Origin of the sequence: Rhodococcus sp. 14C212 (assembly GCF_011058195.1) — a bacterium.
Lineage (GTDB): Bacteria > Actinomycetota > Actinomycetes > Mycobacteriales > Mycobacteriaceae > Rhodococcus > Rhodococcus aetherivorans.
In genome coordinates this window covers 12,263-32,601 of sequence record NZ_JAALEH010000065.1, presented here as the reverse complement: position 1 = coordinate 32,601, position 20,339 = coordinate 12,263, and the positions used below count along the sequence as shown (strand labels likewise).

The window sequence follows — 20,339 nt, the reverse complement described above, 5'->3', positions numbered from 1 at the left end:
GGGTGGGACAGCCCGGCCGGAGGAGGAGCCATGACCACCGGGAACCGGACCGACTCGCTCACCGCGCGGGTCGATGCTCAGGACTGGCCGGCGCTCGTCGCCGAACTCGACGCGACGGGGTGCGCGCAGACCGGGCCGCTGCTCACCGCGGACGAGTGCGCGCGCGTCGCCGCGATGTGGGGCGACGAACGCCGCTTCCGCAGCACGATCGACATGGAACGGTACCGCTTCGGCAAGGGCACCTACCGGTACTTCGGCGACCCCGTACCCGAGGGCATCACCCGGTTGCGCGCGGCGTTCTACCACCGGTTGCTGCCCGTCGCACGGGACTGGGCGCAGCGGCTCGGCGACCCGGAGCCGTGGCCCGACGAGTTCGGCGACTGGCTCGACGCCTGCCACGCCGCCGGACAGACCAGGCCGACGCCCATCCTGCTGCGCTACACGACCGGCGACTGGAACGCCCTGCACCGCGACCTCTACGGCGACCTGGTGTTCCCGCTGCAGGTGGTGATCGGCCTCGACCGGCCCGGCCACGACCACCTCGGCGGCGAGTTCCTCCTCGTCGAGCAACGCGCCCGCGCGCAGTCCCGCGGCACCGCCACCGTGCTGCAGCAGGGTCACGGGCTGATCTTCACCACCCGCGACCGGCCCACCCGCTCCGCGCGCGGCTGGACCCGCTCCCCCGTCCGGCACGGGGTCAGCACCGTCCGCGCCGGCGTCCGCCACACCCTCGGCCTCGTCCTGCACGACGCGCGATGACCGGCTACACGCTCCTCGGCGCGGACGGCCGTCCCTACCGCAGCGCGATCCCCGGGTCCGTCGGCGGGCACCGGCGCGGCCGGCTCTACGGTCGCCTCGACTGCCGCGCGGCGCTGCGGGCGATCGCCCGCGGCGGGTACATCCGGGACCGGGTCTTCTTCGCCGACGAATCCGATGCCGCCGCAGCCGGATACCGCCCGTGCGCGGTGTGCCTTCCGGGACGCTACCGGGACTGGCAGACGAGGCGGCACCCGTGAGCGACGCCCTGTTCCCCGTGCCGCGTGCCCGCGTCGAGATCGCCCCGGGCGCCGTGCACGTGCCCGGCTGGCTCGACGTCGACGAGCAACGCCGCCTCGTCGCCGCCTGCCGGGGCTGGGCGCGCGGGCCCGTGCCGATCCGTCACACCGCCCTGCCGGGCGGGGGCCGGATGTCGGTGCAGACCGTCTGCCTCGGGTGGCACTGGTCGCCGTACCGTTACACCCGCACCGCGGTGGACGTGAACGACGCTCCCGTCGCTCCTTTCCCGGACCGGCTGGGCGACCTCGGTCGGCGTGCCCTCGTCGCCGCGTACGACGACCCGCACGCCGGCGACGGTTACACCCCCGACACCGCGCTGATCAACTTCTACGACGGCGACGCCCGCATGGGCATGCATCAGGACAAGGACGAACGCAGCGACGCCCCCATCGTGTCGCTCAGCATCGGCGACGCGTGCACCTTCCGGTTCGGCAACCCCGAGACCCGCGACCGGCCCTACCGCGACGTCCGGCTCGAATCCGGCGACCTGTTCGTGTTCGGCGGCCCGTCGCGGTTCGCGTATCACGGTGTGCCCAAAGTCTTTCCCGGCACGGCCGACCCCGTGTCGGGGATGACGCGGGGCCGGCTCAACCTCACGATGCGGGTCACCGGGCTCGGCGGGTGAGCTACCCCGGATCGGCGGGGAGCCTCACGCCTCCTCGGGTTTGACCGCCAGCACCGGTTTGCGGCAGGACAGCAGCAGCCGCTGGGCGGTACTGCCGAGAAGCAACTTGCCGACGGGTGTGCGGTCGCGGACCCCGATCACCAGCAGCTGCGCCTCGTCGGGCTCCATGGCATCCAGGATCACGTCGACGGTCTCGTCGCCGACCGTCTGCCTGATCTCGTGCTCGACGCCGCTTCCGGACAGCTTCTCCTCCAGCGCCTCGAGCTGTGCCCGGGCGGCGAACGACCGGTCCGCGAGGGCATCGCCTTTGGACGTGTTGATCACGAGCAGTGAGGTGCCGCGCAACCGGGCCTCGGCGATGCCGTGGTCGACGGCGGCGCCGCCGTACCGGTCCGGGGTGAATCCGACGACGATCATGCGTGGGCCTTCTCTCGGGTCTCGCTGGAGTCGTCACCGGGGGTGCCGACCGGAGTCACGGCAGGCCGTCGCGAGTGGACGAACCGGGCGGCGAGCGGCGCGGCGAGCAGCAGTGCGATGACGACGTAGACGACGACGGCGACGGGTTCGGTGACGAGACTGCCCCAGTCACCGCCACCGAGTTGCAAGCTCTGGCGGAGCTGGCGTTCGATGCGCGGCCCGAGGATCACCCCGATGATCAACGGCAGCACCGGAAGACCGAACCGTCGCATCATGAGACCGAGCAGACCGAACGTCAGCAGCAGGGCGAGGTCGAGCCACTGCAGGTTGACGGCGAACGCGCCGAGCGCGGCGAAGAACAGGATGCCGGCGTACAGATACGGCCGGGGCGTGCGGAGCAGCTTGGCCCACAGCGGGGCGAGGGGAAGGTTGAGGACGAGCAGGAGGAAGTTGCCGATGAACAGGCTCGCGATCAGCGTCCAGATCAGCAGCGGTTCCTTCTCGAACAGCGTCGGCCCGGGCTGGATTCCGTACGACACGAAGGCGGTCAGCATCACCGCGGCGGTCGCATTGGTCGGCAGGCCCAGCGACAGCATCGGCACGAGGGTGCCCGCCGCGGAGGCGTTGTTCGCCGCCTCCGGCCCCGCGACGCCTTCGATGGCACCCTTGCCGAACTCGTCCTTGTGCTTCGACAGCTTCTTCTCGGTGATGTACGAGAGGAAGGTCGGCAGCTCGGCACCACCCGCCGGCAGCGCGCCGAACGGGAATCCGTATGCGGTGCCGCGCAACCACGGCTTCCACGACCGCTTCCAGTCGCTGCGGCCCATCCACGGACGGCCGACCGGGATGACCTCGGCGGGCCGGCGGCGCAGGTGCGCGGCCACCCACAGCGCCTCACCGACCGCGAACACCGCGACCGCGACGACGACGATGTCGATCCCGTCGGACAGCTGCGGAATGCCGAAGGTGGCGCGGGGCTGCCCGGTGAGGAAGTCGATCCCGACCAGTCCGATCGCGAGACCGAGGAACAGCGAGATGCAGCCCCGGAGCTTCGAACTGCCGAGGACGGCGGTGACGGCGACCAGCGCGAGCAGCATGATCGCCAGATAGGACGGCGCGCCGAGGGTCACGGCGAAGCGCGACACCGCGGGAGCGAAGAGCACCAGCAGCATCGTGCCGATCGATCCGGCGACGAACGAGCCGATGGCGGCGGTGGCGAGAGCCTGCGCCGCGCGCCCGGCTCTGGCCATCCGGTTGCCCTCGATCGCGGTGATCACGGAGGACGACTCCCCCGGGGTGTTGAGCAGGATCGAGGTCGTCGACCCGCCGTACATTCCGCCGTAGTAGATGCCGGCGAACATGATGAACGCGGCGCTCGGGCTCACGTTGTAGGTGACGGGCAGCAGCAGCGCCACCGTCATCGCGGGCCCGATGCCCGGCAGTACTCCGACCGCGGTGCCCAGCAGGACGCCGAGACACGCGTAGAGCAGGTTCATCGGGGTTGCCGCCTGCTCGAACCCCTGCAGCAGCCAGGTCAATGTGTCCATGTCACAGAATTCCGTCCAGAATGCCTGCGGGCAGCGGTATTCCGAGCCCGACGTAGAATGCGTAGAAGCTGCCGAACCCGAGGACCGCCCCGATCACGAGGCTGCGCACGTAGTGCCTGTTTCCCAGCACCGTCGCGGCGCCGGCGAACAAAAGGGTTCCGGTGATCGCCCACCCCAGCGGGCCGACGAGGGCGATCGTCGCGACGAACAACGCGACCAGCAGCCCGACCGTGCGCCAGTCCCCGGGCGCCGACAGGTCCACGTCCTCTCCGCCGTCCTCCTCGCCGGTCGATCCCCGCAGGATCGCCGCTGCGAGCGCCACCGCGCAGACGACGAGTCCGGTGCCGACGACCATCGGGAACAGCCGGGGCCCCACCGGGTCGACCTTGACGAAACCCGCGGTCAGAGTGAGCGCGTCGACGATCAGGAAAACTCCCACCGCCACGAGCACACCACAGACGACGAACTGGGCCGGATCCTTCATCCGGCGGGCCGGCGTCGCATCGGCCGCTGCCCGCGTACTCATGCGAGCCCCAGCTCGGACAGCGTGGACGAAACCCGCTCGTCCTGCTCTTCGAGGAACCGCTCGAACTCCGGTCCGGTCGTGAACGCGTCGCTCCAACCGTTCTTCACCAGAGCCTCCTTCCATGCCGGGGTGTCGTGCAACGTCGCGAGCGCCTCCACCATCGCTGCCTTGGCGTCGTCCGAAATTCCGGGCGGCGCAAGGATTCCGCGCCAGTTGGTGAAGGTCAGATCGATGCCCGCCTCACGGAGCGTCGGTGCGTCGATTCCGGGAACGCGCTCGTTACCCGACACCGCGAGGACCCGGACCTGGCCCGCCTCGATCTGGTCGACGTACTCGCCGAGCCCCGAGGTGCCCGCGGTGATCTTCTCGCCGAGCAGCGCGGTCAGTAGATCACCGCCGCCGTCGTAGGACACGAAGTTCACCGCCTTCGGATCCACCCCCACCGCACGTGCCGTCTCCATCGGGAACAGGTGGTCGGGACCTCCGGGTGACGATCCACCGCCGATCGTGATCGCCGACGGGTCGGCGTGCCACGCGGCGACGAAGTCGTCGACGGTGCGCAACGGCGAGTTCGCGGGGACGAGAATGCCCTCCTGCTCCTCGACCATCCTGGCCAGGGCCGTGGCGTCGGACACCCGGGCCGTCGAGCCGTTCGTGTAGCCCGCGCCGACCACGCCGAGGCCCATCATCATCATGAGGTCGTCGTTGCCCGCCTCGTTCATGAGCCGAGCCATCGCCACCGTTCCGCCTGCGCCGATGACGTTGAAGACCTCCACGCGGCCGGTGATGCCTTCGTCCTCCATGATCTTCACCGCCGTCCGGGCGGTGAGGTCGTAGCCTCCGCCGGGGCTGTTGGGAACCATCATCCGCACCCGGTGCAGACCCTCGTCCTCGCCGCGGGTGACGCCGCATCCGGCAACGAGAATCCCCGCGAGCACGAGCAGTAGGACCGCACGTACGCGGCCTCCGCCGGCTGTCCTGGACATCGTTCCTTCTTTCGCCGAAAAATGTGACCTTCGGCAATACTGAACCCGTCAGTGAGTCACGTCACTCTTGAGTACGAAACGGAACTTGAGTTCATTGTGGTCACCACGTCCCCTCCGTATCCGCAGCCTCGCCGGGCAGGTTCTGCTGCTTCAGCTCGCCGTCGTGGCGGTGGTGCTGCTGGCGGTCGCCGCGGTGTCGGTGCATCAGTCGACCGTCGGATTCCGCGACCTGCAGGGTCAGCGGATGATCGCGGTCGCCGAGAACGTGGCCTCGACGCCCGTGGTGCGGGAACTGCTGTCCGCACCGTCCGCCGGCACGGTTCTCGCGCCCGAAGTGGACCGCGCCGTGAACCTGTCCGGGGCGACGCTCGCCGAGATCGTGACCGCCGACGGCACGGTCCTCGTGTCGTCGGACCCGACCCGGCTCGGCGCAGCTGCGGCACTCGGGGCCAGCGACGTGGCAACCGGCCGGGCATGGTCCGGTGACGTGGTCGTCGACGGCCGTCGCGCCATCGCGGGACACGTCCCGATCCTGTCGCCGGCCGGGACCGTGCTCGCGATCGTGGCGGTGAGCGACGACTACCCGTCCCTGTGGGACCTCCTCAGCAGCGCCGGCGCCCGGTTGCTGCTGTATCTCGGCATCGGCGCCGGACTCGGGCTCCTCGGCTCGTGGCTGTTGTCGCGACGGATCAAGACCCACACCCGGGGGCTCGAGATCGCCGAGATCGCCAACCTCGCCGACCACCGCGAGGCGCTGCTGCACAACATCCGCGAGGGCGTGGTGGCGGTGAACACCGAGGGCGTCGTCACCGTTCTCAACGACAGTGCACAGGAGCTGCTCGGGCTCACCGCGGACGCCGTCGGCCGCCGCGTCGACGACGTCGACCTCGAACCCGCGGTCCGTCAGTACCTGCTCAGCGGGGACGACAGCGGCGACGTCGTGCTGTCGACGGCGTCCCGGGTGCTGGCGCTCAGTCGCCGGACCGCGACGAGCCGGGGGCAGCGGATCGGCACCGTCACCACGATGCGCGACAGCACCGAGCTGGCGTCGCTGCAGAGCCAGCTGTCGTCGCACAAGAGTGTCACCGACACCCTGCGGGCCCAGACCCACGAATTCGCCAATCAGCTCCACACCATCTCGGGGCTCACCCAACTCGGCGACTACGACGCCGTCACCGACTTCGTCGGAACTCTCACCAGGCGCCGGGCGGAAATCAGTGACGCTGTGACGCAGCGCATTTCCGATCCCGCCGTGGCCGCCTTGCTCATCGCGAAGACCTCGCTCGCCGCGGAGACCGGAGTGACCCTGGTCCTGGAGCCCGATTCGCGCCTGCGGGCCCTCGACCCCGGACTCGCCACCGACGTCATCACCGTCCTCGGCAATCTCGTCGACAACGCCGTCGACGTGTCGCAGGGCGGGCGGGACGCGCGGATCTCCGTCCGCATCACCGACTCCGACGGCATCACGGTCGAGGTCGCCGATTCGGGTCCCGGCGTGCCCGATTCCCTGCGGGAGGAGATCTTCGCCCGGGGCGTCACGTCCAAACCCGACACGCCCGGGGGACGCGGGGTCGGACTGGCACTGGTGCGCCTGGTCAGCGCCCAGCACGGCGGATCGGCTACCGTCTCCGATGCCCCGGTCACCGGTGGCGCCTTGTTCACCGTCCACATCCCGCGCAGTAAGGATGGCTGACCATGCACGACCGTCCAGGATCGGACGAGGCGGCGACACACAAGGTCGTCGTCGTGGACGACGACTTCATGGTCGCGGAGATCCACCGTCGATTCGTGGACCGGACAAAGGGATTCACCACGGTCGCCGTGGCACACAGCGGCGCGGAGGCGCTCGCCGCCGCGCGGACCACCGCACCCGACCTCCTCCTGCTCGACGTCTACCTGCCCGACATGTCGGGACTCGACGTCCTTCAGCGGCTGCGCGCCGAGGGCGACGCCGTCGCCGTCATCATGATCACCGCCGCTCGGGAGATCGACACCGTCGGTCGCGCCCTGCACGGCGGAGCGACCGACTACCTGGTCAAGCCGTTCGAGTACGCGCAGCTCCGGGAGAAGCTCGAGAACTTCCGGCGCCGAGCGCACGAGCTCGCGACACAGACGAGCGCCGACCAGACGTTCATCGACTCCCTGTTCGGGGCCGGCGGCAAGGCTGCCGAACCCGTACGGCTGCCGAAGGGACTGAGCGCCGAAACCGGCCGGCTGATCCTCGACACGGTCCGCGCCCGCGGCGAACTGTCCGCCACCGAGTGCGCGGAGCTCGCCGGGTTGTCGCGGGTGAGCGTGCGCCGCTACCTCGAGCACTACCTGGACGCAGGCGTGCTCGAACTGCGCCTCGAATACGGCGGCACCGGCCGACCGGCCCGCCGCTACCGGCCCGCCGGGCACTGACCCCGGGCCGCATCCCGTGAGTGCCCCGCGGGTTGCAGGTGCACGACGGAGCGGTAGAACGCGAGGTGCGCGGCCGCCGCGTCGTCCCAGGTGTGGGCCGCGGCGAGCGCCCGCCCCCGGTGTGTCCGCGCGGCGTCGGGCGGCTCGATGAGGGCGCCGGCCATCCCCCGGTGCGTCGACGCGAACCGGACGGTGTCGCCGAACACCTCGCGCAGCACCGGCAGATCCCGTGCCACCACCGGCACTCCGGCGGCCAGGGCCTCCATCGCGGCGAGCCCGAAGCCCTCCTTCGTGGACAGGAACGCGAACACCGACGCCTGCGCGACCAACGCCGGCAGCGCGTCCTCGGCCACCGTCCCCAGGATCGTCGGATCCACACCCAGTTCCGTGCAGCGACGGTCGAATTCGGCTCGGTACGGCCGGTAGTCGAACAACGTCTCGCCGCCGGCGAACACCAGCCGCATCCCGGGCCGCTCACGGCGCAGCAGGGCGAACGCCTCCACCAGATCGATGCTGCCCTTGCGTGGCTCGATGCCACCGACGGCCAGCACGTACTCCCCCAGCTGCGCCCGCCACCGGGCCCGCGCCGCCCTGTCGTGCTCGGCGCGCGAGAAGCGGTGCGCGTCGACGCCGTTGGCGATGACCGTCGGCGTGAAACCCCAGCCCGCGCGGACCTCCTCGGCGACCGCACGCGAGACGCAGATCCGCGCATACGGTTCGACGACGGCCCGTTCGTGACAGGCGGCGAGCTGCGGCGTGGTGAACCGGTCGAGGTGGTGGATCGTGCGGATGCACCGGTTTCCGACGGCGTTGGCGCTGATGCAGTCCTGCGCGTGCACCACGTCGTAACCTGCCGGGAGTGAACGCCGCGCCGAGCGCGGCGATCGAACGCATGATGCGCTCCCCCACTCCCTCCCCGTCCACCCCGGCGAACGGGACGACGCACACCCGCACGGCCGGGTCGACGGCGCGGAAGAACCCGTCGTCGCCGCCGCGCCCGAGCGTCCACACGGCGACGTCGTGGCCCGTCCGGGCCAGGGCCTCGGCAAGATCGAGGGTGTGGACGACACCGCCGCGCGGCTTGGTGGAGTACGTGAGCAGAGCGATCCTCACCCGATGCCCCCCTTCTCGTCGAGCAGTCCCCGATAGGTGTCCACGCGCCGCTCGGCCAGGTGGTGCAGCACCCGGCGGGCCCGTTCCACCTCGACGTCGACGTCGATGTCGACGACGGCGAGCCCGCCCTTGGTGCCCGTGCGGGCGAGCACCTCGCCACCCGGGCCGACGATCTTCGCCTGCCCGAGGAAGCGCATGCCGCCCTGCATCCCGGTCTGATTGGACGAGACGAGCACGACCTGGTTCTCGGCGGCGCGGGCCGCGTCGTACAGGTCGAACAGCCGGGACTGCCGGTCCTGCGGCAGCCGGGCCGCCCGGTCGGTGACGCTCGCGGGCCACGCCGACAGCGCGGCGACGATCCGTGCGCCGTCCAGCGCCAGCGTGCGGGCGGATTCGGGGAACGTCTTGTCGTAGTCGATCAGCATCCCCATGCGGCCCACCGGGGTGTCGAACGCCTCGAACCGGTCGCCCGGCGCGTAGGCGAGGAATTCCCCGGCCGGCTGGTGCACCTTGCGGTGGGTGCCGAGAATCCCGTCGCCGGTGACGCAGGCGGCGGCGTTGTATCGCAGATCCCCGTCCCGTTCGGTGTAGCCGACGCACACGGTCATCTCGCCCGCCATCCGGGCGAGCGCGTCGAGTTCGGGTCCGTCCCGCCACAGTGCGGGCGGCAGGTCGTCCGGGTCGGGCCGGCGCAGGTCCGAGATGTACCCGCCGAGGCACGCGTCGGGCAGCACCAGCAGCTCGATGCGGTCCCGTCGCGCGGACTCGATCAGGGTCTCCAGTTTCAGCAGCGCCCGCGGCACGTCGCGTCCGAAGTGACCGGCCAGGGCGGCGATGCGCGTCATGCGGCGCCCGTCAGGCCGGGGCGCCGATCGAGGCCCGCAGCCCTGCCTCGAGCTCGATCCGGTCCGCGAGGTATTCGGCGTCGCGGGCGATTCCGGCGAATCGTCCCGATCCCCACGTGTGCAGCCAGGGCAGGCCCAGGAAGTACAGGCCGGGCACCGAGGTCACGCCCCGATTGTGGCACGGCAGACCGGCACCGTCGAAGACCCCGGCGTGCAGCCAGCGGTAGTCCGTCCGGAATCCGATCGACCAGATCACCGAGCCGATCCCGGCGGTGGCCAGGTCCAGGCCGGTGGGTTCCGCGGCGGGCCGCCACACCGGGACGTACCGCTCCTCCGGCGGGGCGTCGATGCCCTCCCGCGCGATGTAGTCGTCGATCATGTCCTTGATGCTCTCGGCCACGGCGTCGGCCGCGTCGAGCGACGCGCCGAGGGTGGGCGCCACACGCAGCACTCCGTCGTCCATACCGAGCAGCCTGCCGTACAGGCGCATCCCCTCGAGGGCGAAGGACCGCAGGTCGATGTCGCGACCGCCGTCGCGGCCCGTGACGTAGTGATTGGTGTTCTCCCGCTTGGCGGTTCCGCCGGGGTGTTCGGCGATGGGCACGTCATAGGTGCCCATGTCGTGCAGCCAGGCCACGCAGTCCCGCCCGCGGTAGAACCGCGCCACCCGCGGTGCGCTCCCGGTCACCAGGTGGACCTGCCGGCCGGCGAGCATGAGGTCCTCGGCGATCTGCGCGCCGGACTGCCCGTTGCCGACCACCAGCACCGCACCGTCGGACAGCGCGGACGCCGACCTGTACCGCGAGGAGTGCAGCTGGGTGATGTGCGCGGGCAGCTTCTCCGCGTACCGCGGCACCACGGGCTCGTGGTAGCCGCCGGTGGCGACGACGACCTGCCGCGCCCGGATCGGGCCTGCGGTGGTCTGCACATCGAAGCCGCCGCCGGCCGCCTGCGTCACCGACGTGACCGCGACGCCCTCACGCACCGGCGGGTGGAAGGTGCCGGCGTAGCCGCGGACGAACGCGTACGTCTCGTCGCGGGTCATGAACCCGTCCGGATCGTCGCCGCGGTAGCTGTAGCCGGGCAGGTTGCATTGCCAGTTGGGGGTGACGAGGGTGAAGTTGTCCCACCGGCTGTCGCGCCACTCGTGGGCGATGCCGTCCCGTTCGAGCACCACATGGTCGATGCCCCGCTGCACGAGGTGCCAGCTGACGGACAGACCGGCCTGGCCCCCGCCCACGACGACGACGTCACGGTTCTCGATCATCGGACTGTTCCTTCCGGTCGGTGGGCTGCGCCGGCGGCGCCCGGCGCGGCGGCGACGGTGGGCGGGTCCAGGGCCAGCACCCGCACGATGGCCTCGGGTTCGTAACGACCGGCCGTCGCCTCGATCTCCGCGAGCGTCGCGGCCGCGGAGGTGCAGTACATGCCGAACTTGACGCGCACGCGTTCGCTCGCCTCGGTGAGGGCCAGGCGAGTGCGGTCGACGAAGTCCCGGACGGCGTAGACCGCGCCCGCGGTCAGGTGGTCGTGCATCACCAGGGACGGCGAGTAGTACTCGCCGGTGCGGCCGTCGGGCCACCGCACCGTGTAGGTCATTTCAGGCATGGGCCGGCACCCCTGCCCCGCGGAGGGACGCCGGCCGCTGCTCGCGGCTCAGCTGCGTCCCGGTCACCAGGTTGGGGGCGACCACGTCGCCGTAGACCTCGGGCTTCCGGTCCCGCAGGTTGTACATGCCGCCGCCGCGGATCGCGTCGAGTTCGGCGCGCACGTCGAGCCGGGCGGACGCGAGGCCGGGGTCGGTGCCGGTGGTCGCCAGGATCTCCCCACCCGGACCGACGATCTTGGCGCTGCACACGAACCGCAGCGACCCGAAGGTGCCGGCCTGGTTGGACGCCACCCACACCACCTGGTTCTCGGTGGCCCGGGCCCGGTCGTAGATGTCGAAGCGCTGCGTCCATCGATCGTCCGCGAGGGCCGCAGCCCGCGCGGTCCGGGCCGTCGGCCAGGCGGACAGCGACGTGACGATCTCCGCGCCGTCGAGGGCCAGGGCGCGGGCCGCCTCGGGGAACGCCTTGTCGTAGCAGATCTGCATGCCCATCCGGCCGATCGGCGTGTCGAACGCCGCGTAGCGGTCGCCGGCGTCGTAGCAGAGGTTCTCGCCCAGCGGCTGGTGCACCTTGCGGTAGGAGCCGAGGATGCCGTCGCCGTGCAGCGTCACGGCCGCGTTGTAGCGGGTCGACCCGTCGGCCTCGCAGAAGCCCAGGGTCACCACGAGGTCGCCGGCGAGGTCCATGACCCGCCGCAGTTCCGGTCCGTCGAGTGCGAGCGCCGGCGGCAACGCGCGCAGGCGGCGTTCCCGCGCCGCGGCGCTCTCGTCGCCACCGCCGAGGCTCGGCAGGTACCCGCCGAGGCACGCTTCGGGCAGGACCAGCAGGTCGCTGCCCCGGGCGCGGGCCTGGTCGATCAGTGCCGCGATCGTCGCGTAGGACTGCTCCATGTCGCGGCCGAATTCCGCCGCCGCGACCGAGATTCCGATCTCGCTCATGCTCTTCCCAATCCTGTGACGGTGCTGTGCACCGCATTCGTGATCACGCCGTCGGGCCAGCGCAGGCCGACCCCCGGTCGTGTGGTCAGTTCCCCGCACACCACGGACACGGCCGGTCCGCTCGGCGGCGTGGGGCGTCCGGGCCGGTCCGCGGTCACCATCGCGAAGCCCGGGAAGCACGTCATCCAGTCGCCCATCGTCGCGCCCGCCGGCCGGGGGATCCTCGCGACGTCGAGGACGGCGCCGACGCCGCTCGCTTCGGCCAGCATCCCGACGGTGCCGGCGAGTCCGGCCATGCTCACGTCCTTGGCCGCCGCCGGCCGCGCGCGGCGGACGAAGGACCCGAGCAGCGCGAGCTCCTCGGACGTGCACGTCGAGGTGGAATCCCATTGCTGTCCGGTGTATCCCGGTCGCCACCGGCCGCGCAGGTCCACGGTGAGGCGGAGGTCGTGGCCCGCGGAGCCACCGCCCGCCGGGATCGGCTGGGCCGCCGCGCCGAGCGCGGTGACCGACAACGCGGCGGGGACGCCGAGCTGGGTGTGGCCACCGAGGATCGGCACGTTCCACATCCGGCCGGCGTGCGCCAGCCCGCGGAGCACGCGGGTGAGCACCGAGCGGTTGGGGGCGCCGACGGCGTCGAGCATCCCGACCGGCGTCGCACCCATCGCGGACAGGTCGTTGAGGTTGACCAGGGCCGCGCACCAGCCCGCCCACTCGGGATCGCGCTGGACCATCGCCGGCACGATCGCGTCGCACGCCGCGACGAGGTCGCTGCCGGGGACGGGCGCACCGTCGTCGCCGCGAAACCCGTTGCCACCGAGCCCGTCCGGACCCTGATCCAACGGAGCCAGGGCTTGCGCCAGGACCGATTTCGTGGACCGGACGAGCCGTTCGATACGGTCGTGCGGCCACTGCATCAGCACATGCGGGGCACCGGCGAGGACGACGTCGCCCCGGCGGACCCACCCGAGTCGGGTGAACATCGGCTCGTTGGGTGCCTGCACGGTCGCGTCGAAGCGCAGCACGCCGTGGGACTCGGCGTACGCGCAGGCCGCGCGGACGAGGGCCCGCCCGATGCCGCCGCCGTGGCGGCTGCGGCTGTCGACGACCAGGCGGCTGCCGGTCCACCAGCCTAGGTCCACGCCGTCGGTGGCCGGGGCGAGCCGCACCCCGCCGAGCACGGCGCCGTCGGGTGCGGCAGCGACCAGGACGACGGTGCGGGGATCGTCGTCGAGATCGTCCCGGTCGCTGCCGGCGAACAGTCCCTGCTCGAGCACGAACGTCTCGCGGCGCAGCCGGTGGTAGGCGGCCACGTCGCCGGCGTGGTCCGCCGCGCGCACGAGGAAGCCGGGCGGCGGCGCCGGTGCGGGACCGGCGAGCACCGCGGGGTCGAACAGCTCGGTGGTCCGGGAGCCGGATTCGGATGTCATGTCAGCCTCCCGCGTTCTGCAGCACGCTGCACGCGCCGCACGCGGCGCATCCGGCCTTCTGACCGGAGCCGGCCATGCCCGCCGCCCGCAGCTCCTCGGCGACGCGCCGGGTGACGTCCTCGAGCAGCGTCGCGTCGGGGGCCGCCGCCCCGTCGACATCGACGGCGAGGGTTCCGGCGAGGGGCCGGAACGGCACTACGAACGGGTAGACCCCCATCGCGATGAGTTCGGCTGCGCCGGAGACGAGTTCGTCGGCGTCCTCGCCGAGTCCGACGAGCAGGTAGGTGGAGACCTGGTTGCGCCCGAAGACGCGCACGGCCTCGGCCCACGCCGCCCGGTACTCGGCGAGCGGAACGGTCGCCTTGCCCGGCATCCAGCGCCGGCGCACGCCGTCGTCGAGGGATTCGACGTGGATGCCGATCGAGTCGGCGCCCACCCGGCGCAGGTCGGTGAGGGTGACGAGATCGCCGGGCGGTTCGCACTGCACCTGGACGGCGAGGTGCGGCACGGCCGCCTTGACCGCGCGCACGCAGCGGGCCAGGTGGCGGGCGCCCCGGTCCGTCCCGGCGGAGGTGCCCGTGGTCATGATCATCTGGGTGACCCCGTCGAGGCGGACCGCGGCCGCGGCGACCTCCGCGAGCTGCTCGGGACGTTTGACCGCGACCGTCGAACCCGCCGCCAGCGACGCCTCGATCGAGCAGAAGCGGCAGCGCTGGTCGGGGTCGTACCGGATACAGGTCTGCACCACGGTGGTGGCCAGGACGTCGGCGCCGTGCAGGCGGGCGATCTTCTCGTAGGAGATGCCGTCCGCGGTCTGCAGGTCGTAGAACCTGGGCCGGCGCACCGGCTCGACGTCGATGCCCATGTCCGTTCCGTCCAGCAGCAGCCGGGTGCCGTCCACCGTGTACGGGCTGTCGGACCGGATCGGGATCGCGCCGCCCACCCCGCCGATCAGGACGTGCCCGTCGTCGCTCGGGCCGGCGCCGGAACGCCTGTGCACCGGCGCGTCGAGGGACCGGATGCCGCGGACGGCCAGATCGACCCGGGTCGAGAGACCGCTCATGGTGTCACCCTTCAGACCATGTAGGTGGAGTTGATGATGGCGCCCTTGCGGGCGTAGTGGATGATCGCGTCCTGCACGTCCAGGGGGTGGGCGGGAATGGCGCCCTCGATCAGGTCCTCCTCACGGTGCCCGTGCAGCGCGAGCCCGAACCGGCACACGAAGACCTTGCCGCCCTCCTTGATGAAGGTGGTCAGCGCGTCGTTGATGTTCTGCTCACCCGGGAACCCGTTGTCACCTGTCGTCGGGAAGCCTCGTGTGGCAACGGCATTCATTGCTCCGGTGCCGTAGAAGTAGATGGCCGACTCGAAGCCCTTGCGCAGCGCGCGCGTGGCCTGCAGGACCGCGACGAAGCTCACCGACGACTCGTGGGCGATGCCGTGCACGAGGGTGAAGTAGCACTCGCCGTCCTCGGCCCGATAGTCGGGGAAGATCTTGGTCGAGCCGTAGATGTTGGTGCCCTTGGGCAGTGCCGGATGGGGGATCTCGGCCAGGGACCTGGCGATGTTGTCGGCGATGGTCTGCTCGATGTCGGTCACTGAGTTCTCCTCGGAAACGGGTCGATTCGGCGGGCGCACCGGGGATCTCGCCCGGCTGCGACTGCAATCAGTAGACGTGCAGTCGATTTCGCGTTGGTCACCCCCGGAACAACGCCGCATTTCGTGGAGCTCACATCAGCCGGAATCCCGTCATCGGCGCGTAACACCGCCGCCGGGAGGGGGTGCGGCAGCGGGTGCGAGGCGACCGCAGTGGGCAGCTCACCGGTTGGGTAGCATCGAAACCATGAGCACGGAGGCCCACCCGCAGTCGGCCGGGGTCGAAGCCGGGTCGGCGAGGGCGACGGACGACCCGCTCGCCCTGGACCGTCAGGTCTGCTTCGCGCTCGCCGTCGCCAACCGGGCGGTGCTCTCGGTGTACCGGCCGGTGCTCGAACCCCTCGGCCTCACCCATCCGCAGTACCTGGTGATGCTGGCCCTGTGGGGCGACGCCCCGATGTCGGTGAAGGAGATCGGCCGGGCCCTGCAACTGGACTCCCCCACCCTGTCGCCGTTGCTCAAGCGGCTCGAGTCGACCGGGTTGATCACCCGCACCCGCAGCCCCCAGGACGAGCGGCAACTCGTCGTCGACCTGACCGACGAGGGCCGGGCCCTGCGCGCGCGGGCCGCGACGGTCCCGGAGACGGTCGTCCGCAGGCTCGGCGTGAGCCTGGCGGAGCTCGAGGAATTGCACGAGGTGCTGACACGGATCAACGCCGCCGCCCTCCGGGCGGGGGCGCTGAATCAGGACTGAACGGTTCCGCCCCGGACCGCGCACGGGCGCCCGTGCCGGTTCGGGCACCGGGAGCGAAACCCCAGGTGAATATTACGGAAATATAACGAAGTCGTCCGATCTTCGTCTCGGTTGGATCCCCCGCGCCCTTTCCGGGTACGCAGGAGCGGATGTCCGAACGAAGGGAAGTGTCGTGAGCACCACCAACGCCGGCGAGAAGGACCAGGAAAAAGAGGTTCCACCAGGGCTTTTGCGGCGTGCGATCGGCGCCTCCGCGATGGGCAACTTCACCGAGTGGTTCGACTACGGCGTCTACGCCTACACCGCCACCTACATCGCCGACTCCTTCTTTCCCGGCGACCTCGAATCGGCCACCTTCCTCACCCTCGGCATCTTCGCCGTGTCGTTCCTGGTGCGACCGCTGGGCGGAATGGTCTGGGGTCCGCTCGGTGACCGATTGGGCCGCCGACAGGTGCTCGCGCTGACGATCATCCTCATGGGCACCGCGACGGTGCTCCTCGGCGCCATCCCGTCGTACGCGTCCATCGGGTTCTGGGCACCTCTGCTGCTGGTCCTGCTGCGGATGGTCCAGGGCTTCTCGACCGGTGGGGAGTACGGCGGCGCCGCGACGTTCATGGCCGAGTACTCCCCCGACCGCAAGCGCGGCTTCTTCGGCAGCTTCCTCGAGTTCGGCACCCTCGCCGGCTTCTCGCTCGGCGCCCTCATCGTCCTGTTCGTCGACCTGGTCTCCACCGATGCGTTCATGAGCACGTGGGGCTGGCGTCTGCCGTTCTTCGTCGCCGGGCCGCTGGCCCTGGTGGGTCTGTACCTGCGGTCCAAGCTCGACGACACCCCGGTGTTCCGCGAACTCGAGGCCGAGGGCGCCGTCGAGCGCGACACCCGAACCGAGTTCAAGGACCTGGTCGTGCAGTACTGGCGGCCGATCCTGACCCTGATGGGCCTGGTCGTCGCGCTCAACGTCTGCAACTACACCCTGCTGAGCTACATGCCGACCTACCTCGAGAACCGCATCGGCCTGTCGAGCACCGCCTCGCTGTCCCTCGTCGTCATCGGGCAGCTCGCGATGATGGCCGTCATCCCGTTCGCAGGCTCACTGTCCGACCGGATCGGCCGCAAACCGATGTGGCTGATCTCGATGGGCGGACTGCTGCTGCTCGCGATTCCGATGTACATGCTCATGACCGTGAGCTTCGCCTGGGCCATCGTCGCGTTCACGGTCCTGGGCCTGTTGTACGTGCTGCAACTGTCGACCATCTCGGCGACCTTCCCGGCGATGTTCCCGACCCACGTGCGCTTCGCAGGCTTCGCGATCGCCTACAACATCTCCACGTCGTTGTTCGGTGGCACCGCGCCGGCCGTCAACGAGTGGCTGATCGAGCGGACCGGCAACGACCTCGTGCCCGCCTACTACATGATGGGCGCCTGCGTCGTCGGGCTCGGCGCGCTGTACTTCGTGGCAGAGACGGCCGGCGCCTCCCTGCGCGGACGCGGCATCCCCGGCGTCGACACCGAACCGCGTCCGACGGCGCTGTCGAAGGCCTGACTCCGAACCCCATCTCCGGAGGGATTTTTCGATCGATGCGCCCGGCGCCCGGTAGGCGACCGCCCCGGATCAGGCCGACGGGACGGCGCCGGTCATCGCGGCACGTAAAGCGACGTCGCGCGGATCGTTTCGAGACTTGCCCATGCGGTTGCAGACGTAGCCGTAGCCGATCCCGGCATCCGGATCGGCGTAGCCGAAGGAGCCGCCGGCACCGGGCGCGCCGAACGACCGTGGCCCGCCGAAAGACCAGTCGGGACTCGGGCGCATGAAACCGAGCGAGAACCGGATGTCCCCGAGCATGCACGCGTCGTGGAATCCGTCCCGGGGCGGCACCGGCGGGGCCGTCAGTTCGTGCAGCGTGTCCGGGCGCATGCCGAGTTCCGCACCGCCGGTGGCCAGGACACCGTAGGCGTGCGCCAGGGCGCGTGCCGTGCCCACGCCTCCGCCGGACGGTGCCTCCAGATCGCGCGCGTAGATCGTGTCCGGGTCCATTGCCACGAGCGTTCCCGGGTTGGCGACCAGCGAGCGGTAGAACACCGACCGCTTGTTCAGGAACGCCGGAAACAGCCGCGGAGACAGCTCGGCGAGATTCAGGAGGGGGTTCCGCATCACCAGCGGGGCAAGTCGGGCGTCGGGAACGGAGGCCGGGAGGCGGATGTAGAACTCCAGCCCCAGCGGGGTCGCGATCTCGTCCTGGAAGACCTTCCCCAGCGTGCGGTGCTGCGGGTCGACCCGGCGAACGAGTTCACCCTGATAGAAGCCGAGGCTGATTCCGTGGTAGGCCTGCCGCGCCCCCGGCTCCCACTCCGGTCTCTGGCGAGCCATGATCGCGGCCAGCCGGTCCGGATCGGCGATGACCCCGACATCCACCGGCTCGTCGAAACCGAACAGCCCGGCCTGGTGGGCCAGCAGTTGGCGGACGGTGATCCGTTCCTTGCCGTTCTGCGCGAACTCGGGCCAGTAGGTGCAGACGCGCTCGTCGAAATCGAGCCATCCACGGGAATGGGTCAGCGCGACGGTCATGGCGGCCATCCCCTTCGTGGCGGAGAACACCAGCGCCATGGTGTCCCGTTCCCAGGGTTCGCCGGTCGCCTTGTCCCGTACCCCGCCCCACAGATCGACCACCTTCTCGCCGCGGTAGTAGACGCAGCAGGCGGCGCCCAACTCCCTACGGCGGGCGAAGTTCTCGGCGAACGCCTGCCGTACGGCCGTGAAGTCGCTGCGCGCGTATCCGTGAATCCCCGGATGAACGGACTTTCGAGCGGACACGGCCGTCTCCTTTCGCACAGGCGCGGCACCCGGCTACCGGTGGTCCGGTTCAGGACCGCTCACAGCTTGTAGCCGATCGTGCGCAGCAGGGCTTCAGGTCGGCGACGTCGGAACTCGACTCCACGCCGGCAGTTGGCCGCCCGCCGATCACCCCGGCCGAGTTCCGTATCGGCGACGATGATCTCGACCGGGTTTGGCCGTCGCGCAGAAGATGCCGCACACCTCCGGCACCTGCTTCAGGGCGTTCAGGATGTTCTGGTCGACCGCCACGATCTGCAATTCCACGACCGCCTCCTCGAACGCCTGCGACTCGCCGGGTCACCGTCCACAGACAGTCTCCCGCGCACGGGAGACGAGGGCAATGCAGTCGCCGGCCGGGGCAGGCGACCATCGGGCACGTGTCCGCCGCATCAGGGATGAGGGAGGATGGTGCGGTGACCGCTTCCTCCCGTTCTCCGGAAAGCCGGATCCGCACGCGCGGACGTTCCTCCGGCCGCGCTGTCGTCCTCGTCGGCTCGCTCGTCCTGGCCCTGGCCGTCGGCATCCTGTGGCTGCGGTCGAGCCAGGGCGTCAGCGCGTCGGCGTGGCGTGACGACGAAGTGGGCCCGGACGATCTGGCCGGGTGAGACCGGAGGATTCACCCGACCTCAGCCGGAGCTGCCACCGGCCTCGGCCAGCGCGGCCCGCAGGGTCTCGGCGGTGCCGTCGAGCACGGTGCGGTTCGGGCTGCGCGGCACCGCCCGCAGCCCGAACCCGTCGCCGCGACGACGCGGAACGACGTGCAGGTGCACGTGGAACACCTCCTGGCCGGCGGCGACCCCGTCGGCCAGGAAGAGGTTCACCCCGTCGACCGGAAGCGAACTCGCGCGCAGTGCGGTGGCGATGCGCCGGCCGGCGTCGAACACCCGCGCGCCGTCCTGCGGATCGAGGTGCGCGAGACCGGACGCGTGACGCTTCGGGATCACCAGCAGGTGCCCCGGTGTGAACGGGCGAATGTCCATGAACGCCAACACGTCCGGTTCGTCCAGCACGACACTCGCCGGCGCGGTGCCGGCGACGATCGCGCAGAACACGCAGTCGCTCACGCACTCTCCTGGACGGGTGTCGGCCGCCGGACGCCCTCGAGGAGCTGCAGCAGCTGCGCCTGCACCTCCGGCCGTTCGCGGATCGGGTCGTCGCTGTGGGCGAGGTAGAGCATGGCCTCCTCGACGGCCGCGACGATCATGTGCGCCAGCGCCGACGACTGCGGGGCCGGCTCACCGCTGCGCCGCGCGATGGCCCGCAGCGCGCGCTCGGTGATCATGATGGTGTTCTTGCGGTGCCCCTCCCGCACCTCCGCCCAGCCCAGCACCGCGGGTGCCTCGATGAGCAGCAATCGGCGGATCGCCGGGTCGTACACGACGTCGAGCGAGGCGAGCACTGCCGTGGTGAACGAGTCCCACGGATCGTTCCCCTCGATCGCCGCGAGCGTCTCCTCGGTCTCCACCTGCATCCGTTCCACGACGCCGCGGAACAGATCCCGCTTGTTCGCGAAGTGGTGGTAGAGCGCACCGCGGGTCACGCCGGCGACGGCGACGATCTCCTCGGTCGCCGCCGCGGCGTATCCGTCGCGGAGGAAGACCTCCGTCGCGGCGTCGAGCAGCGCGGCCCGTGTCCGCACCGCATCCCGAATTCGTACGGC

General features: G+C 70.8%; 22 protein-coding genes and 2 pseudogenes. 8 read left to right on the top strand and 16 right to left on the bottom strand.

All coding sequences use genetic code 11. The features are described 5' to 3' along the window. Positions 1-30: 30 nt before the first annotated feature. From G6038_RS22375 to G6038_RS22365, 3 genes are read left to right on the top strand one after another with little or no spacing between them, the layout of a single operon-like run. Entirely contained in the window at positions 31-759 is a 729-nt protein-coding gene (locus G6038_RS22375) for a 2OG-Fe(II) oxygenase (RefSeq protein WP_165039953.1), read from the top strand. Beyond that, positions 756-1,016, top strand: a complete 261-nt coding sequence (locus G6038_RS22370) for an Ada metal-binding domain-containing protein (RefSeq protein WP_165039952.1) — start codon at positions 756-758, stop codon at positions 1,014-1,016. The genes G6038_RS22375 and G6038_RS22370 overlap by 4 nt, the downstream gene beginning before the upstream one ends. Next, entirely contained in the window at positions 1,013-1,681 is a 669-nt protein-coding gene (locus G6038_RS22365; protein ID WP_165039951.1) for an alpha-ketoglutarate-dependent dioxygenase AlkB, read from the top strand. The genes G6038_RS22370 and G6038_RS22365 overlap by 4 nt, the downstream gene beginning before the upstream one ends. A gap of 24 nt (positions 1,682-1,705) precedes the next feature. On the opposite strand, the gene G6038_RS22360 is transcribed toward G6038_RS22365, so the two are convergent. From G6038_RS22360 to G6038_RS22345, 4 genes are read right to left on the bottom strand one after another with little or no spacing between them, the layout of a single operon-like run. Beyond that, positions 1,706-2,098 (bottom strand): universal stress protein, encoded by a 393-nt coding sequence (locus G6038_RS22360; protein ID WP_165039950.1) that lies wholly within the window; start codon positions 2,096-2,098, stop codon positions 1,706-1,708. After that, positions 2,095-3,645: a tripartite tricarboxylate transporter permease gene (locus G6038_RS22355; RefSeq protein ID WP_165039949.1), complete on the bottom strand. Its 1,551-nt coding sequence runs from the start codon at positions 3,643-3,645 to the stop codon at positions 2,095-2,097. The genes G6038_RS22360 and G6038_RS22355 overlap by 4 nt, the downstream gene beginning before the upstream one ends. Position 3,646: 1 nt before the next feature. Continuing rightward, positions 3,647-4,171: a tripartite tricarboxylate transporter TctB family protein gene (locus tag G6038_RS22350; protein WP_165039948.1), complete on the bottom strand. Its 525-nt coding sequence runs from the start codon at positions 4,169-4,171 to the stop codon at positions 3,647-3,649. Beyond that, positions 4,168-5,157 (bottom strand): tripartite tricarboxylate transporter substrate-binding protein, encoded by a 990-nt coding sequence (locus G6038_RS22345; protein ID WP_165039947.1) that lies wholly within the window; start codon positions 5,155-5,157, stop codon positions 4,168-4,170. Before G6038_RS22345 ends, G6038_RS22350 begins: the two co-directional genes overlap by 4 nt. A 67-nt stretch (positions 5,158-5,224) precedes the next feature. Here G6038_RS22345 and G6038_RS22340 point away from each other — a divergent pair, with 67 nt between their 5' ends. Then, positions 5,225-6,850: an ATP-binding protein gene (locus G6038_RS22340; protein WP_165039946.1), complete on the top strand. Its 1,626-nt coding sequence runs from the start codon at positions 5,225-5,227 to the stop codon at positions 6,848-6,850. A 2-nt stretch (positions 6,851-6,852) separates the two neighbouring features. Continuing rightward, on the top strand, positions 6,853-7,560 hold the full coding sequence (locus tag G6038_RS22335) for a response regulator (RefSeq protein WP_165039945.1): 708 nt from the start codon (positions 6,853-6,855) through the stop codon (positions 7,558-7,560). Here the strand turns inward: G6038_RS22335 and G6038_RS22330 are convergent. The 8 genes and pseudogenes from G6038_RS22330 to G6038_RS22295 all read right to left on the bottom strand — a co-directional run bounded on the left by G6038_RS22330 (position 7,539) and on the right by G6038_RS22295 (position 15,095). Continuing rightward, a pseudogene (locus G6038_RS22330) lies at positions 7,539-8,673 on the bottom strand (MSMEG_0565 family glycosyltransferase). The gene G6038_RS22335 and the pseudogene G6038_RS22330 sit on opposite strands and share 22 nt — an antisense overlap. Next, positions 8,670-9,518, bottom strand: coding sequence for a carbon-nitrogen hydrolase family protein (locus tag G6038_RS22325; protein WP_165039944.1), 849 nt, complete (start codon positions 9,516-9,518; stop codon positions 8,670-8,672). Before G6038_RS22325 ends, G6038_RS22330 begins: the two are co-directional and overlap by 4 nt. 10 nt (positions 9,519-9,528) lie before the next feature. Beyond that, entirely contained in the window at positions 9,529-10,785 is a 1,257-nt protein-coding gene (locus G6038_RS22320) for an MSMEG_0569 family flavin-dependent oxidoreductase (protein ID WP_165039943.1), read from the bottom strand. Further along, entirely contained in the window at positions 10,782-11,126 is a 345-nt protein-coding gene (locus G6038_RS22315) for an MSMEG_0570 family nitrogen starvation response protein (protein WP_165039942.1), read from the bottom strand. The genes G6038_RS22320 and G6038_RS22315 overlap by 4 nt, the downstream gene beginning before the upstream one ends. After that, positions 11,119-12,066, bottom strand: a complete 948-nt coding sequence (locus G6038_RS22310; protein ID WP_165039941.1) for a carbon-nitrogen hydrolase family protein — start codon at positions 12,064-12,066, stop codon at positions 11,119-11,121. The genes G6038_RS22315 and G6038_RS22310 overlap by 8 nt, the downstream gene beginning before the upstream one ends. Further along, the gene (locus G6038_RS22305) at positions 12,063-13,496 is read right to left on the bottom strand and encodes an MSMEG_0567/sll0787 family protein (protein ID WP_165039940.1); all 1,434 of its coding nucleotides are present in this window, start codon (positions 13,494-13,496) and stop codon (positions 12,063-12,065) included. The genes G6038_RS22310 and G6038_RS22305 overlap by 4 nt, the downstream gene beginning before the upstream one ends. A 1-nt stretch (position 13,497) precedes the next feature. Then, on the bottom strand, positions 13,498-14,559 hold the full coding sequence (locus tag G6038_RS22300) for an MSMEG_0568 family radical SAM protein (protein WP_165039939.1): 1,062 nt from the start codon (positions 14,557-14,559) through the stop codon (positions 13,498-13,500). A gap of 11 nt (positions 14,560-14,570) precedes the next feature. Continuing rightward, a complete protein-coding gene (locus G6038_RS22295; protein ID WP_346772886.1) occupies positions 14,571-15,095 on the bottom strand; it encodes an MSMEG_0572/Sll0783 family nitrogen starvation response protein in 525 nt (174 codons plus the stop codon). Positions 15,096-15,339: 244 nt separating this feature from the next. Between G6038_RS22295 and G6038_RS22290 the strand changes: the two genes are divergently transcribed. Then, positions 15,340-15,846 (top strand): MarR family transcriptional regulator, encoded by a 507-nt coding sequence (locus tag G6038_RS22290; protein ID WP_165039937.1) that lies wholly within the window; start codon positions 15,340-15,342, stop codon positions 15,844-15,846. Positions 15,847-16,102: 256 nt separating this feature from the next. Continuing rightward, positions 16,103-17,389, top strand: a complete 1,287-nt coding sequence (locus G6038_RS22285) for an MFS transporter (RefSeq protein ID WP_240918661.1) — start codon at positions 16,103-16,105, stop codon at positions 17,387-17,389. A 69-nt stretch (positions 17,390-17,458) separates the two neighbouring features. On the opposite strand, the gene G6038_RS22280 is transcribed toward G6038_RS22285, so the two are convergent. After that, positions 17,459-18,658: a serine hydrolase domain-containing protein gene (locus tag G6038_RS22280; protein ID WP_165039935.1), complete on the bottom strand. Its 1,200-nt coding sequence runs from the start codon at positions 18,656-18,658 to the stop codon at positions 17,459-17,461. Between the two features lie 59 nt (positions 18,659-18,717). After that, positions 18,718-18,913, bottom strand: a pseudogene (locus tag G6038_RS22275) (adenosine-specific kinase); the annotation flags it as partial. A 179-nt stretch (positions 18,914-19,092) separates the two neighbouring features. Between G6038_RS22275 and G6038_RS22270 the strand changes: the two are divergent. Beyond that, positions 19,093-19,284 carry a hypothetical protein gene (locus tag G6038_RS22270; protein ID WP_240918655.1) on the top strand — a complete coding sequence of 64 codons (192 nt, stop codon included), beginning with the start codon at positions 19,093-19,095 and terminating at the stop codon, positions 19,282-19,284. A gap of 21 nt (positions 19,285-19,305) precedes the next feature. Here the strand turns inward: G6038_RS22270 and G6038_RS22265 are convergent, their stop codons facing one another. After that, positions 19,306-19,743, bottom strand: coding sequence for an HIT family protein (locus G6038_RS22265; RefSeq protein WP_165039934.1), 438 nt, complete (start codon positions 19,741-19,743; stop codon positions 19,306-19,308). Further along, a complete protein-coding gene (locus G6038_RS22260; RefSeq protein ID WP_165039933.1) occupies positions 19,740-20,318 on the bottom strand; it encodes a TetR/AcrR family transcriptional regulator in 579 nt (192 codons plus the stop codon). The genes G6038_RS22265 and G6038_RS22260 overlap by 4 nt, the downstream gene beginning before the upstream one ends. Positions 20,319-20,339: the final 21 nt, after the last annotated feature.